The 12492-nt window shown below is 62.4% G+C and carries 14 protein-coding genes and 1 tRNA gene; 10 read left to right on the plus strand and 5 right to left on the minus strand.

What is annotated here, in order from left to right; translation table 11 throughout:
* The first annotated feature begins 25 nt into the window (after positions 1-25).
* Positions 26-925: a LysR family transcriptional regulator gene (locus ACO07C_RS05970; protein ID WP_421913282.1), complete on the plus strand. Its 900-nt coding sequence runs from the start codon at positions 26-28 to the stop codon at positions 923-925.
* A 106-nt stretch (positions 926-1031) separates the two neighbouring features.
* Here the strand turns inward: ACO07C_RS05970 and ACO07C_RS05975 are convergent.
* Positions 1032-1117 (minus strand) — tRNA-Leu (locus ACO07C_RS05975).
* Between the two features lie 170 nt (positions 1118-1287).
* On the opposite strand from ACO07C_RS05975, the gene ACO07C_RS05980 reads away from it, so the two are divergent.
* Positions 1288-2007, plus strand: a complete 720-nt coding sequence (locus tag ACO07C_RS05980) for a LuxR family transcriptional regulator (protein ID WP_421913283.1) — start codon at positions 1288-1290, stop codon at positions 2005-2007.
* A gap of 243 nt (positions 2008-2250) precedes the next feature.
* Positions 2251-4929, plus strand: a complete 2679-nt coding sequence (locus ACO07C_RS05985; protein ID WP_421913284.1) for an autotransporter outer membrane beta-barrel domain-containing protein — start codon at positions 2251-2253, stop codon at positions 4927-4929.
* Positions 4930-4959: 30 nt separating this feature from the next.
* Here ACO07C_RS05985 and ACO07C_RS05990 read toward each other — a convergent pair whose 3' ends face one another.
* The gene (locus ACO07C_RS05990; protein WP_421913285.1) at positions 4960-5538 is read right to left on the minus strand and encodes an NUDIX domain-containing protein; all 579 of its coding nucleotides are present in this window, start codon (positions 5536-5538) and stop codon (positions 4960-4962) included.
* Between the two features lie 160 nt (positions 5539-5698).
* Between ACO07C_RS05990 and ACO07C_RS05995 the strand changes: the two genes are divergently transcribed.
* The 4 genes from ACO07C_RS05995 to ACO07C_RS06010 all read left to right on the plus strand — a co-directional run bounded on the left by ACO07C_RS05995 (position 5699) and on the right by ACO07C_RS06010 (position 7852).
* Positions 5699-6802: an NADH:flavin oxidoreductase/NADH oxidase gene (locus tag ACO07C_RS05995; RefSeq protein ID WP_421913286.1), complete on the plus strand. Its 1104-nt coding sequence runs from the start codon at positions 5699-5701 to the stop codon at positions 6800-6802.
* A 312-nt stretch (positions 6803-7114) separates the two neighbouring features.
* Complete coding sequence (locus ACO07C_RS06000) at positions 7115-7246, plus strand: SH3 domain-containing protein (protein WP_421917444.1); 132 nt, start codon at positions 7115-7117, stop codon at positions 7244-7246.
* A gap of 63 nt (positions 7247-7309) precedes the next feature.
* On the plus strand, positions 7310-7585 hold the full coding sequence (locus ACO07C_RS06005; RefSeq protein WP_421913287.1) for a DUF982 domain-containing protein: 276 nt from the start codon (positions 7310-7312) through the stop codon (positions 7583-7585).
* Between the two features lie 27 nt (positions 7586-7612).
* The gene (locus ACO07C_RS06010; RefSeq protein ID WP_421913288.1) at positions 7613-7852 is read left to right on the plus strand and encodes a DUF2188 domain-containing protein; all 240 of its coding nucleotides are present in this window, start codon (positions 7613-7615) and stop codon (positions 7850-7852) included.
* Between the two features lie 88 nt (positions 7853-7940).
* On the opposite strand, the gene ACO07C_RS06015 is transcribed toward ACO07C_RS06010, so the two are convergent.
* The 3 genes from ACO07C_RS06015 to wrbA all read right to left on the minus strand — a co-directional run bounded on the left by ACO07C_RS06015 (position 7941) and on the right by wrbA (position 10014).
* A complete protein-coding gene (locus ACO07C_RS06015) occupies positions 7941-8216 on the minus strand; it encodes a hypothetical protein (RefSeq protein WP_421913289.1) in 276 nt (91 codons plus the stop codon).
* A gap of 52 nt (positions 8217-8268) precedes the next feature.
* On the minus strand, positions 8269-9276 hold the full coding sequence (locus ACO07C_RS06020; protein WP_421913290.1) for an alpha/beta fold hydrolase: 1008 nt from the start codon (positions 9274-9276) through the stop codon (positions 8269-8271).
* Positions 9277-9414: 138 nt separating this feature from the next.
* Positions 9415-10014: an NAD(P)H:quinone oxidoreductase type IV gene (wrbA, locus tag ACO07C_RS06025; protein WP_421913291.1), complete on the minus strand. Its 600-nt coding sequence runs from the start codon at positions 10012-10014 to the stop codon at positions 9415-9417.
* Between the two features lie 176 nt (positions 10015-10190).
* Here wrbA and ACO07C_RS06030 point away from each other — a divergent pair, with 176 nt between their 5' ends.
* The 3 genes from ACO07C_RS06030 to gpt all read left to right on the plus strand — a co-directional run bounded on the left by ACO07C_RS06030 (position 10191) and on the right by gpt (position 12465).
* Positions 10191-10934, plus strand: a complete 744-nt coding sequence (locus tag ACO07C_RS06030; RefSeq protein WP_421913292.1) for a competence/damage-inducible protein A — start codon at positions 10191-10193, stop codon at positions 10932-10934.
* 81 nt (positions 10935-11015) lie between these two features.
* On the plus strand, positions 11016-11849 hold the full coding sequence (locus ACO07C_RS06035; protein WP_421913293.1) for a universal stress protein: 834 nt from the start codon (positions 11016-11018) through the stop codon (positions 11847-11849).
* A gap of 115 nt (positions 11850-11964) precedes the next feature.
* Positions 11965-12465 carry a xanthine phosphoribosyltransferase gene (gene gpt / locus ACO07C_RS06040; protein WP_354459127.1) on the plus strand — a complete coding sequence of 167 codons (501 nt, stop codon included), beginning with the start codon at positions 11965-11967 and terminating at the stop codon, positions 12463-12465.
* Positions 12466-12492: the final 27 nt, after the last annotated feature.

The following is a 12492-nucleotide window of genomic DNA, read 5'->3' on the forward strand; positions in this document are numbered from 1 at the left end:
AAATTAGCACAGCTAAACAATCGAGATGAAGCACCCACACGGCCTAGCCTATCTTCGCGTCTTCGAAGCGGTTGCCCGGGTTGGCTCCGTGCGCGCGGCGGCGATCGAGCTCAACGTGACGCCCGGCGCGGTAAGCCAGCAGGTGCGCAACCTTCAGGACAGCCTTGGGGTAGCCCTGTTCGTCAGGGACGGACGGCGCCTGCGCCTCACGGAATCTGGAAGGACATTGCAGCGCTCCGCAGCAGCAGCGTTTTCCGAGATCGACGCGTGCGTCGATGAAATTGCCGCGGCCACTCCGTCGACGGGACCTCGATCCATCACGATCGCGGTGCCGCCAGCTCTCGCGGTCTCGTGGTTCACGACGCAGATGTTCGACTTTGCCCAGGTCGCGGGCCTGACATCCTTCCGAATGATCCCCGCCGTCGATTTCAGCCAGATCGACTGGCGCTCGACCGATATCGCAATCGTTTACGGTTCACCGCCCTGGAAGGGTTTTTCCTGGAGCCTCATGGCCAATGTCGTCCTGCGACCCGTCTGCAGCCCAAAACTGCTGAATGCCTCGCCATCCTTGAGATCGCCGCGCGACGTAACGGAGCACTGGCTACTGCATGAGGACGATGGAAGCGAATGGCTGCGGTGGCTGACAGCGGCGAACGTGTCGCAAGTCACCTCGCGCAACGCGCATTTCGGCACATTGATGATGGCGATAACCGCGGCTCTGGAAGGACGCGGACTGGCCCTGGTCAGCGATTTCCTCGCTTCCGAATATCTTCATTCGGGACGGCTGGTCAGGCCCTTCGAGACAGCTATCGAGGCGTCGCGGAGCTATTACTGCGTCCGCGCCGAAAGTCGCGCCGCCGATCCACAGATCATGCGAATGACAGAGTGGATCATAGACCGATCGAGATCGCCGCAGCGGATTTGAGACGAGCGGTGTTCGACACGTCTATCAAGCACCAAGGCGCAATCGGCTGCAGCAACGGGATTTGAGCTCCGGTCGCCCAACGGCATGACTGAGAAGAAAAGCCCCATGGTGCGGACGACGGGAATCGAACCCGTACGATCAGAGATCGAGGGATTTTAAGTCCCTTGCGTCTACCAATTCCGCCACGTCCGCAGGCCCGCCCTTTTCAGATTTCAAACAAACGCCGTCAAGTCTTGATCTGCAGTCCGGTCGCTGCCCTGCAATGCCCCAATCGTCATCGGTTTTCGATATTCAATGAGCATGCGGTTGATCTCGGGCGATTTCCTGCGACTATTGAAAAATTGGGCGCACGGGGGCGACGGATGAGGCAGGCTGCGGGGCTGCGGTTTCTCGATTTTTGCGCGGAAGAAGCCGACGCCGCCAAGGTGATCGACCGCTTCCTGGAGGTCATCAAGCTCTTCGGCTTCGAGGTGTCGGCTGGCGGCGCCTGGGTTGGTGTCGGCGGCACGCGGGTCCATCGCTTCTACTTCAACAATTGGCCGAGCGACTGGCTCGAACTCTATCTGGCCAATGGCTTCTTCGAGATCGACCCTATACTCATGGAGACGCGCCGGCGCATGACGCCGTTCCTGTGGAGCGAGATCGGCGACGCGCGCAGCTTCACCGTGGAAGGCAGGGTGGTGCTGGACGCAGCCAAGGCCTACGGCTGGTCCGAAGTGATGGGCATCCCCATCCATGGGCCGGCAGGGTACCAGGGGCTCGTCTCCCTGGCATCGCTGAATTCGGTTTCCATGAGCAAGACCGAACGCGCGCTGCTGCACACGATGGCACTTGCCGTGCACGACCGCGCGCATGCGTCCATCGGGCTTGGCGAGAGCACGCGTCCCCCGATCCACCTGACGCCACGCGAGGCGGAGTGCATGCGCTGGGTCATCGCCGGCAAGACCGACGCGGAGATCGGCATCATTCTGGGCATCGCCACCGCCACCGCGCATTACCACGTGGAGCAGGTCAAGAAGAAAGCCGGCACCCGCGGCCGCAGCGAAGCCGTGGCCCTGCTGGTGCTCGCGGGCACGGTTTAGGGCCGTACCGGCCCCGCCCCGCCATCCTCGTTCTTTTCTCAAAACGACTCGGCACCACGTCGCGTTCTCCACCCTATCTTTTCAGTTAGGTGCGCTGCAGCACGATCTGTTTTAGCGTTGCTTCATTGCGGGTCTGAATCGCGCCGGTCAAACGGCCAGAGGCAACGAGGCTTACAGTTGAAGAGCAGGATTTGTGACCGCCCTCGCCGGGCGGATGGCACAGCTTTGCGCCGAGCGGCGTGGTTGGCGACAGCGGCGCTCATGCCCTTGGCGATGTCGGCCGGTGCTCGCGCCGCCGATGTCAATGTCACCGCCAATGTCGGAACCGGCATCAATCTCGACACTCAAACCGGCAGTACAGCGGAAGTCGGGCCGGGCGTCACGGTAACCAACGTCTCCGGAAGTTCGTCGATCTATGCGACCACAAGCGTGTGGGGCCTGACGAACAACGGCTCCATCTCGTCTTCCCTGGCCAATACCATCTCGCTTTCGGTCAACGGGTCCTCGGTCACCAATTTCGGCTCGATCACCAGCGACGCAAACGGCAACTCGATCTGGATGACCGGCGGCGGCAGCGTCGACAACGAGGCTGGCGCGACCATCAGTTCAGGTCATAGCGCCATCAGGATCGGCACCGCCGCGGCGGGCCCGGGAACAGTCACCAATGCCGGAACCATCACGCAGACTGGAACGAGCGGCGATCTTGTCACCTTGCTGTTCGGAGGCACCGTGACCAACCTCGCGGGCGGCACCATTGCCGCCAACAATGGCAGCAACGCGGTTTCCGTCGGCCAGGGCGCGTCACGAACCGTGATCAACTCCGGCAGCATCACGAACACCGGGTCGGGCTACGCGACCGGCGTCCTGGTCCAGGGTGGGGCAAGCGTGGTGACCAACAATGCGACGGGGCGTATCAGCGGCACCTTCAACGGCGTATATGCCAGCGCCAGCGCCCCGCTCACCTTGACCAACAATGGCATCATTGAATCGACTGGCTCAAGCACGAGCGCACGAGCGGTCGAAGCGACAGGCGGTGGCACCTTCACAAACACCGGTACGATTCAGTCGGCATCCAGCGACGGGCTGTACCTGGCGCGGGGCGGAACCGTAACAAACAGCGGAACGATTTCCGGCGCGGTACGCGCCATCAACTTCTCCGGCAATTACGCGCGCACGCTCAAGCTGGACACCGGCTCGGTGCTGAACGGCGTCGTCCAGGGCGGAACCGGGGTGGACAGTCTTGTCCTGCTTGGCACCGGCACCGAAAGCGCGGCTAAGTTCCTCGCATTCGAGACGCTGTCTATGCAAGGCACCGCCTGGACCCTCAATGACGCAGGCACCTTCTCGACGAGCTCGGAGGTTCAATCCGGCACGTTGACCGTCGCGGGGATACTCACCAGCCCGACGATCACGGTGCGGTCGGCCGGCACGCTGACCGGCAATGGGACGCTTGTCGGGGCGGTCACCAATTCCGGCACCGTGCGCGTCTCATCCGGGGCCCTGGCCGTCACCGGCAGCTTCACCAGCCAGGCCGGCTCGACTTTGGCCATTGGCCTGACGCCAGCGAGCAATGCAGTGCTTGATGTCTCCGGCGCGGCGACGCTCAACGGCGGCACGGTTGCGATCCTTGCCGGCTCGGGCACCTATGCGCCAAGCACGATCTACACCATCCTGACGGCCGGCGGCGGGCGCACTGGTGCATTTGACGGCGTCACAAGCAATCTTGCATTCCTCAATCCAAGCCTGAGCTATGACGCCAACAACGTCTATCTCACCCTGGTGCGCAACAGCATAGACTTCGGCGCCATCGGTGGCACGCCAAACCAGCGTTCGGCAGGAACCGGTGTCGAATCTCTTGGCTTCAGCGCCCCTCTCTACGAGGCCGTTGCGCTTCTCGATATCAACGGCGCGCGCGATGCCTTCGACCAGCTCTCGGGAGAAGTTCACGCCTCTATCAAGGGCAGCCTGCTGGATGACAGCCACTTCATGCGTGATGCCATTCTCAACCGCCTTGACGCCGCTTTCGGCGCCACGGGCTCGAATACCGTTCCTGTGATGGCCTATGGCGAAGGCGGCCCGCAAATGGTTACGGCCGACACCGACCGCCTTGCCATCTGGAGCCAGGGCTTTGACTCGCGGGGCAGCCACGACAGCGATGGCAACGCCGCCACTCTCGATCGCTCAACCACAGGCCTGCTGATGGGGGCGGATGGCACGGCAGGCGCCTGGCGGCTCGGCGTCGCCGGTGGCTACAGCCGCTCAGGCTTCGATGTGGACGACCGCCATTCCTCCGGTGACAGCGACAATTACCATCTCGGCCTCTATGGCGGGACAAACTGGGGTGCGATCGCTTTTCGCGCGGGCGCCGCTTATGCTTGGCATCGCATTTCCACCTTGCGCTCGGTTTCCTTCGGCGGCGTCGCCGATCAACTGTCGGCCGATTACGATGCCGGCACGGCCCAGGCCTTTGGCGAGCTCGCCTACAAGGGCGAAACAGGGCATTTCGGTTTCGAGCCCTACATCAATCTTGCCTATGTCAATCTGCACACCGATGGCTTTGCCGAAAGGGGCGGCGACGCGGCGCTGACCAGCGCAAGCTCGAGCACCGATGCTGCATTCACCACGCTCGGCGTCAGGATCTCCAGCGGCTTCACGGTGGGCGGCGTCGCGGCGACGGCGCGCGGCATGCTTGGCTGGCGGCATGCCTTTGGCGATGTAGCACCGCTCTCGACCTTCGCCTTCGCGGGCGGCAATGCCTTCACCATCGCAGGCGTACCAATTTCCAGCGATGCCGCACTTGTCGAACTGGGCGTCGATCTCAGGTTCGCCTCGAATGCCACGCTTGGCCTGTCCTATGCGGGGCAATTCGGTGCGGATGCCAGCGACAACGGTTTCAAGGCCAAGCTCGATCTTTCCTTCTGACGAGAAATGGCGCGGTACCGCCGCCTCGGCTCAAGCGGAGATCGGATTCAACTTCAGGTGCTGGATCAGGATGATGGTTTTCGCATCGATGATGCGGCCGTCGGAAATGCCGGCAAGCGCCTCATCGAGCGACATTTCCAGCACCTCGATGTCCTCGCCCTCCTCCGGCGCGCCGCCGCCGGCCGAGATGCGGTCAGCGGGCGAATAGCGCGCGATGAAGAACCAGAGCCGTTCGGTGACGCTGCCTGGGCTCATATAGGGCGCGAACAGGCGCTCGACGTCCTTCAGCCGGTAGCCGAGTTCCTCCTCCGCTTCCTTGCGGATGCAGGTCTCCGGATCGTTTTCGTCAAGCAGGCCCGCGCAGGCCTCGATGAGCGGCTCGCGGTGACCAGTGACATAGGCCGGATAACGGAACTGCCGCACAAGCAGCACCGTCGAACGCACGGGGTCATAGGGCAGGATTACCGCGCCGTCGCCACGATCGTAGGTCTGCCGGATCTGTGTCTCCCACTGCCCGTCACGCCGGCGATAGTCGAGCACGGTCTTTTTCAGGACCGCCCAGTCGTCGGACAGGATCTCCTCCGAACGGATGCGAATGCGATCTTCCATCGTTTTCTCCAAAGCTGTCGGTTGCGAGGCGTAACCGCGAACCGGTGCGCTGGCAATCTGGCCAGCGATTGGTCCAGATCAATCGTTTCACCGGCTCGTGTCTGGCGCCTACGGGATCGATTGCCTAGATAGCTGTCTACACCCTCCCGGAGTCCCCTTGATGACCGCATCGCTTTTCCAGCCGATCACACTCGACGGCCTGACCTTTCCAAACCGCATCGCCGTGGCACCGATGTGCCAGTATTCAGCCGAAGATGGCTCCGCTAGCGATTGGCACCTGTACCACTGGATGAACCTTGCCATGTCCGGAGCCGGCATGGTCACCGTCGAAATGACAGATGTCGAGCGGCGTGGCCGCATTTCGCATGGCTGCCTTGGCCTCTATTCCGACGACAATGAGGCTGCCGCCAAGCGCGCGCTGGACGCCGCCAGGCGGGTCGCCGCGCCTGGTACCAAATTCGGCACGCAGCTTGCGCATGCCGGACGAAAGGCTTCAAACCAGAGGCCGTGGGAAGGTGGAGGGCCGCTCAAGCCCGACCAGGATCCGTGGCCGGTCGTGTCGGCATCGGCCATTGCCTACGACACCGGCTGGCAGGTGCCGCGGGCGCTCGAGGACGATGAAATCCTGCAGGTCATCCAGCATTTCGCCGACGCCGCCCAGCGGGCCGAGCGCGCCGGCTTCGATTTCATCGAATTGCATGCCGCGCATGGCTATCTGATCTTCCAGTTCCTGTCGCCGCTGTCCAACCAGCGCACCGACCGTTGGGGCGGATCTCTGGAAAACCGTATGCGGTTTGCCGTCGAGATTGCAAAGGCGGTCAAGAAGGCAGCTCCAAAGCTGATGCTTGGAGCTCGCCTGTCGGTCAAGGACTGGGTCGATGGCGGCTTCGACGTCGACGATGCGATCCAGGTGGCCAAGGCGCTGAAGGCGGAGGGCGTGGCCTATCTCTGCTGCTCCAGCGGCGGCAATTCGCCATTGCAGAAGCTGCCGACTGGCCCGGGTTATCAGGTGCATCTGGCGGAAGCCGTGCGCAATGGAGCACACATTCCGACGCGCGCCGTCGGTCTCATCGACGATCCCAAGCAGGCCGAGGCGATCATCACCGAGGGCCGCGCCGACATGGTGGCGCTGGCACGCGCCTTCCTTGCCGATCCGCGGTGGGGCTGGCGGGCCGCCGCCACATTCAGCGAGACGATCCATCCGGCGCCGCAGCTCGCGCGTTCGGTGACGACGATGCAACACTGGATGAAGGCGGCGGGTTGACGCCACGCGCCTGGCCGGCCGCTGTCGTGCGGCTGGACAGTCCGCCACGGCTTCGCTTTAATCCAGCCCGTGAATTGTTCCACGGTGCAAGGCCGCACCCAACGCGGCCGGATTGGGGCAGGCGGCATGTCCTTCAAGGCAAACTACATGATTGCGGGCGCCGCGGTTGCGGCCGCATTTTCTTTCAGTGCGCCGTTACCGGCCGGCGCGCGATATTGCGACGGAACGGTGCACGGCCTGTCCGGCCGCTACGACCTGGCAACGGGAAGCGGCTTCCTGGCGGTGCGAGCGCAACCAAATCCGTCATCGCGGATGACCGGCCAGCTTTTCAACGGCGACCACACCGAGATCCTCGACCGTCGCGGCAATTGGTACCGGGTTGAAATCGGGGGCATTTCCGGTTGGGCGAATGCCCGCTGGCTCTCCAATGATTGCGGCTACTGAGACGTTTGGGCGCAGGCCAAAGGACACGATTGCAACCAAATTGGCTGCTTTGCGTTTGCGGCCATGGACAACAAACCCTTTGAAACGCCTGTCGTCGTCGAACTCGGCCACGTCGGCAAATACCGCCATATCAGCAACACGCGCGAAGCGGCCGAGTGCCTGATGACCGTTTGGCCGCTCAATCGCGGCCGTCGTCATCGCGAAGCCCTCGACACTTGCCTCAAAGTGCTGGAAGGTTATCGCTCCACAGCGGAAGCTCGCAAGGCGCTGATCGAGGCGGCAAAAGAGTCGGAAGTGCTGGTGCCAGACGACAGACTGCCAGACGGAAAGCTGCATTGAGCAAGCGCGTTTTAACCGGAGGATTCCATGGCGAATGTGACTTATAAGATCGTCGAGCATGATGGCGGCTGGGCCTACAAGGTTGGCTCGACATTCTCGGAGACCTTTCCCAGCCATCAGGACGCCTTGCGCGCCGCCGAAATCGCTTCGGCCGAACAGCAGGTAGCGGGCGCTACCGATGGCATCCAGTATGAGGATGCCGACGGGAAATGGCATGATGAGTTGGCCGATGGCCGCGACCGGCCGCAGACCGAAGTTTCCGACTGATTACAATCCGATGATCTGGCCCACGTGCCGACCGCGGGGGATCCGTGAAGACAGATGCCTGACGGTCGGCCACGAGGCCACTGCTGATTTACTTGCCGCAGTACTGATCGTTTACATTCTGGCCTGAGTTGGCGTCGGGGCCAGCTGTGTTCGAGGCGCAAGGACCGATAGGTCCAGGGTTGCCCTGCACCGCCAACCCGCTGCCATCTCCGTAGATGCTGCCGGTCGTGCTGGTATCTACGCCTTGGTCATTGTTGAAGAGCCACCAATTGTGATGGTCGGTCCTGTAGTCCGAGGATTGTGCCATCGCCGACGTGGCGAGGCCAATCGTCAGAGCGGACGCCGCAAGAATTTTCATGAACATGATTTTACTCCGTGTCTACGCCGCTTGATGCGACACGGGATAAACCCGGCAGTCAGCCCAATGGTTCAGTGAAATTGTCGTGAGGATGCGGTGATGCCCGACCCGCGAAGGCGCGCTCGGCGACGCGTTTTATAAAGGCGACGATCCGTTCCGGCTCGATAAACTGGGGCATGTGACCCACGCCAGCCACGCTTTCAAACTCAAGTCCCTTGATCTTCTCGATCATCGGGCGGCCATGAACGCCGACGCCGAGCACGCGGTCGGACGTTCCGAAAAGGATGCCAGCCGGCATCGCGATTTCGTCATAGCGCTGCTGGATACGGCCAAGATCGTGCTCGATCGCCACAAGATCGGTCGAGGTGGCAAAGAAGTGGCTCGGACGCAGCCCCAGCCAGCCGCCGCCTTTCGTGCCGTAATCGGCTGGCGGCTGCTGTGGCGAGAAGACAAGGTCAAGCGTAGGTCCGGCATATTTCAGGCTCATCGGTATCGCGACAGTGTTGGCCGCGACCGTGCGCAGCAGCCTCGAGCGAATATAGATCGCCTTGAACAGCCCGCGTATCCGGCGCTCCATATGCGTCAGCGGCGCCAGCAGGGCGATGCCTGAAATTGTTTGCGGATGTTCCACCGCCAATGTCAGCGCGATGGCGCCGCCAAGCGAATGGCCGACCACGAGCGGCTTCTCCAATCCCAGCTCTTCAATGAAGCGTCGCACGACCTCTGCCTGTTCGGGCAGTCGCCCCGAAGCCCCGGTGGTTCGCACCGAATATCCCGATCCCGGACGATCAAGCGCGATCAGCCGATAGCCGGAACCAAAGCGCCCGAACAGCGGATGGAGGAAATGATGGAGCTGCGCGCCAAGGCCGTGGAGAAAGACGATGGGCACTCCCTCGCCCGTATCGACATAGTGAATGCGGTTGCCGTCGATCTCGACGAACTTTCCAACCGGGGGCACCTGCTTTTCGGCCTCGGCTGCGATCCGCCGCGTCGACAGGACCATGTAGCCGATCATGGCCACGGCAAGAATGGCCAGCGCGACGACCGACCAGAAGATAAGCGACATCAGCATTCTTCACCCGCACGAGGAAGGCAGCACCTTACCGCTGATCGGCGCTGCCGCAAGCTCACAGGCAAAAGGGCGACCCCGAAAGGTCGCCCTTTTGCCGAAGGTATGAATGTCCCGCCTCGCAGGGCGGAAAAATCAGCCGTGGAGCTTCTTGGCAATCTCGGCGACGCGCTTGCCCTGGAATTTGGCGCCTTCCAGTTCCTGTGCCGAAGGCTGGCGGGAGCCGTCGCCATCGCTGGTGGTGGTCATGCCGTAGGGTGCTCCGCCACGAACGACATCGTTGCCCATCTGGGCCTGGTAGGCATAGGAAAGCGGAACGATGATCATGCCGTGATGCTGCAGCATGACCTGAGTGCTGATGAGCGCGATTTCCGCGCCGCCGTGCTGGGTGGCGGTGGAGACCATGACCGAACCGACCTTGTTGACAAGCGCGCCCTTGGCCCAGAGCGGGCCGGTCTGGTCGAAGAAGTTCTTCAACTGGGATGCCATGGCGCCATAGCGCGTCGAGGCGCCGACGATGATCGCATCGTAATCGGCGAGTTCGAGCGGATCGGCGATCGCCGCCTCCTGATCGAGCTTGTAATAAGCCGCCTTGGCCACCGCCTCGGGCACGAGTTCGGGAGCACGCTTGATCGTCACCTGGGCGCCAGCCTCGCGGGCGCCTTCAGCGGCGGCCTTGGCCATCTGTTCCATGTGGCCCCAGCTGGAATAATAAAGAACAAGTACCTTTGCCATCGTCGTCTCCTTTGTATCTTGTCAGCCACGGGAACCCGCCGGCCGTTAAAGCCTTCTAGGCGGGTCATCGTTCCAAGGATACCGCCCATATCCGGCACAGATTGTTCACAATTCGGGCGGCATTGCCGCTGGGCACGCGTCGCGCTATCTGAGTGAAACCTTTACCGGAGCGTCTCATGCATGAAATCGTCACCGCCGCCATGCTCGTCATCGGCGACGAGATTCTCTCCGGCCGCACCAAGGACAAGAACATCGGCCATCTGGCTGACATCATGACGGCGATCGGCATCGACCTTAAGGAAGTTCGCATCGTTCCCGACGAGGAAGACGAGATCGTCGCGGCGGTCAATGCCGTTCGTGCGCGCTACACCTACGTCTTCACCACCGGCGGCATCGGCCCCACGCATGACGACATCACGGCGGATTCAATTTCCAAGGCCTTTGGCGTCCCTTGCGAGTACAATGCCGAGGCCTATGCGATGCTGGAGGCAAGCTACGCCGCGCGAAACATCGAATATACGGACGCGCGCAAGCGCATGTCGCGAATGCCCCGCGGCGCCGACCTTATCGCCAACCCGGTATCCACCGCACCCGGCTTCCGCATCGGCAACGTCCACGTCATGGCTGGCGTGCCGTCAATCTTCCAGGCCATGCTCGACAACGTCGTGCCTACGCTGAAGGCCGGCGCCAAGATGCTCTCGGCCACGGTGCCATGCCCGTTCGGCGAGGGACTGATCGGCGGACCCCTGGGGGAGATCCAGAAGGCGCATCCGGACACGATCATCGGGTCTTATCCAAAGTATGGCGACGGCAAATTCTGGACGGAACTTGTCGTTCGCGCCCGCAGCCAGGAGGCGCTGGATGCCGCCAGGGCGGATGTCGAGGCGATGGTCGCGGGCTTCGCCAGCGTCACGACCTGATCGGTCCCAGTCCGGAACCAAGCGCGTCGCTGCGACGTTTCCTTCCTGCGAGTTCGATCGCTCGTAAAATGAGGGATTACCATGCGATTCAAGACCATCGTCGCCATACTGCAGAACGAACAGGATGCAGAGCGGGTGCTGGACTGCGCCGTTCCGCTTGCCGCCCGATTTCAAAGCCATCTCATCGGGATCCACGCCGAAGCACTGCCGGTGCCCTACACCTCGGCCACCGGCTTCCCGGATACCGAGTTCCTGCAGGTATCCGCCGACATGAGCCGGGAGCGCGCCGACAAGCTGCAGGCTGTCTTCCTCAAACACATCGAGGATTCCGGCCTGTCCTTCGAATGGCGCAGTCTCGAGAGTTTTTCAGGTGACAGCGCGCTGACCGGCATATCAAGCGTCCGCACCGCAGATTTGATCATTGCCGCGCAGCGCGAATCCGGTGGCGATCCTAGCGCCGATGTCGACACGCTGGTCTATGACGCCGGCCGGCCGGTGCTGGTCGTGCCGCACTCTGGCCCTCTGGTGACGACGTTCAAGCACGTCCTGCTTGCCTGGAACGGCAGCAAGGAAGCCGCTCGCGCCGCCTTCGATGCCCTGCCCTTCATCATCGAGGCCGAGAAAACCGATATCGTTGTCATAGATCCGCCGGACACGCTCGACGAAAGCCCGGAGTCCGCAGGCGCTGAAATCGCGGCGGCTCTTTCAAGGCATGGCGCCACGGTCAGCGTGTCGGTGCTGAATTCGGGCGGCGTCTCGGTCGACGATGTCATCCAGACCAGAGTCGCCGAAACAGGAGCCGACCTGCTCGTGCTCGGCGCCTACAGTCACTCCTGGCTGCGCCAGCTGCTTTTCGGCGGCGTGACACGCACCGTGCTGCGCACCGTGCCGGTGGCGGCATTCCTCTCGCGATAAGTCCACAACGATCGCTGCCCGCCACCCTTGCCAAAGCCAAGGCTTTCCAGTTAATTCCGCGCGCATTCCCTTGTAATCTTGCGCGCGGCAATCGCGCGCCCTGGAGTGCGCGAAAATGTCCCTTCCCGAAAAAGCCTTTCCGGTCTCCTGGGATCAGTTTCACAGGGACGCCCGCGCGCTGGCATGGCGGCTTGCGGGCAACAACAAGGGGCAATGGAAGGCGATCGTCTGCATCACCCGCGGAGGTCTCGTTCCCGCCGCCATCATCTCGCGTGAGCTTGGCATCAGGATCATCGAGTCGGTCTGCGTCGCCTCCTATCATGACTACGCCAACCAGGGGCAGTTGCAGGTGTTGAAGGAGATTACGCCCGCGCTGCTGGCCGACGAAGGCGCGGGCGTGCTGATCATCGACGACCTCACCGACACCGGCAAGACCGCCGGCATCGTGCGCGCGATGATGCCCAAGGCGCATTTCGCCACCGTTTACGCCAAGCCCAAGGGCAGACCGCTGGTCGACACCTTTGTCACGGAGGTCAGCCAGGACACCTGGATATATTTCCCGTGGGACATGGGCTTCACCTACCAGAAGCCAATCGCCGACGACCACGCTGGCTGAGTCGCGATACGCCGATTTTCCCCAGCC

It is taken from the genome of Mesorhizobium sp. (assembly GCF_965229135.1).
GTDB lineage: Bacteria > Pseudomonadota > Alphaproteobacteria > Rhizobiales > Rhizobiaceae > Mesorhizobium.

Coding starts and splice junctions, on each gene's coding strand:
- ACO07C_RS05970 (WP_421913282.1), top strand. CDS start 26: ATGAAGCACCCACACGGCCTAGCCTATCTTCGCGTCTTCGAAGCGGTT.
- ACO07C_RS05980 (WP_421913283.1), top strand. CDS start 1,288: ATGAGGCAGGCTGCGGGGCTGCGGTTTCTCGATTTTTGCGCGGAAGAA.
- ACO07C_RS05990 (WP_421913285.1), bottom strand. CDS start 5,538: ATGGAAGATCGCATTCGCATCCGTTCGGAGGAGATCCTGTCCGACGAC.
- ACO07C_RS05995 (WP_421913286.1), top strand. CDS start 5,699: ATGACCGCATCGCTTTTCCAGCCGATCACACTCGACGGCCTGACCTTT.
- ACO07C_RS06000 (WP_421917444.1), top strand. CDS start 7,115: ATGACCGGCCAGCTTTTCAACGGCGACCACACCGAGATCCTCGACCGT.
- ACO07C_RS06005 (WP_421913287.1), top strand. CDS start 7,310: ATGGACAACAAACCCTTTGAAACGCCTGTCGTCGTCGAACTCGGCCAC.
- ACO07C_RS06010 (WP_421913288.1), top strand. CDS start 7,613: ATGGCGAATGTGACTTATAAGATCGTCGAGCATGATGGCGGCTGGGCC.
- ACO07C_RS06015 (WP_421913289.1), bottom strand. CDS start 8,216: ATGTTCATGAAAATTCTTGCGGCGTCCGCTCTGACGATTGGCCTCGCC.
- ACO07C_RS06020 (WP_421913290.1), bottom strand. CDS start 9,276: ATGTCGCTTATCTTCTGGTCGGTCGTCGCGCTGGCCATTCTTGCCGTG.
- wrbA (WP_421913291.1), bottom strand. CDS start 10,014: ATGGCAAAGGTACTTGTTCTTTATTATTCCAGCTGGGGCCACATGGAA.
- ACO07C_RS06030 (WP_421913292.1), top strand. CDS start 10,191: ATGCATGAAATCGTCACCGCCGCCATGCTCGTCATCGGCGACGAGATT.
- ACO07C_RS06035 (WP_421913293.1), top strand. CDS start 11,016: ATGCGATTCAAGACCATCGTCGCCATACTGCAGAACGAACAGGATGCA.
- gpt (WP_354459127.1), top strand. CDS start 11,965: ATGTCCCTTCCCGAAAAAGCCTTTCCGGTCTCCTGGGATCAGTTTCAC.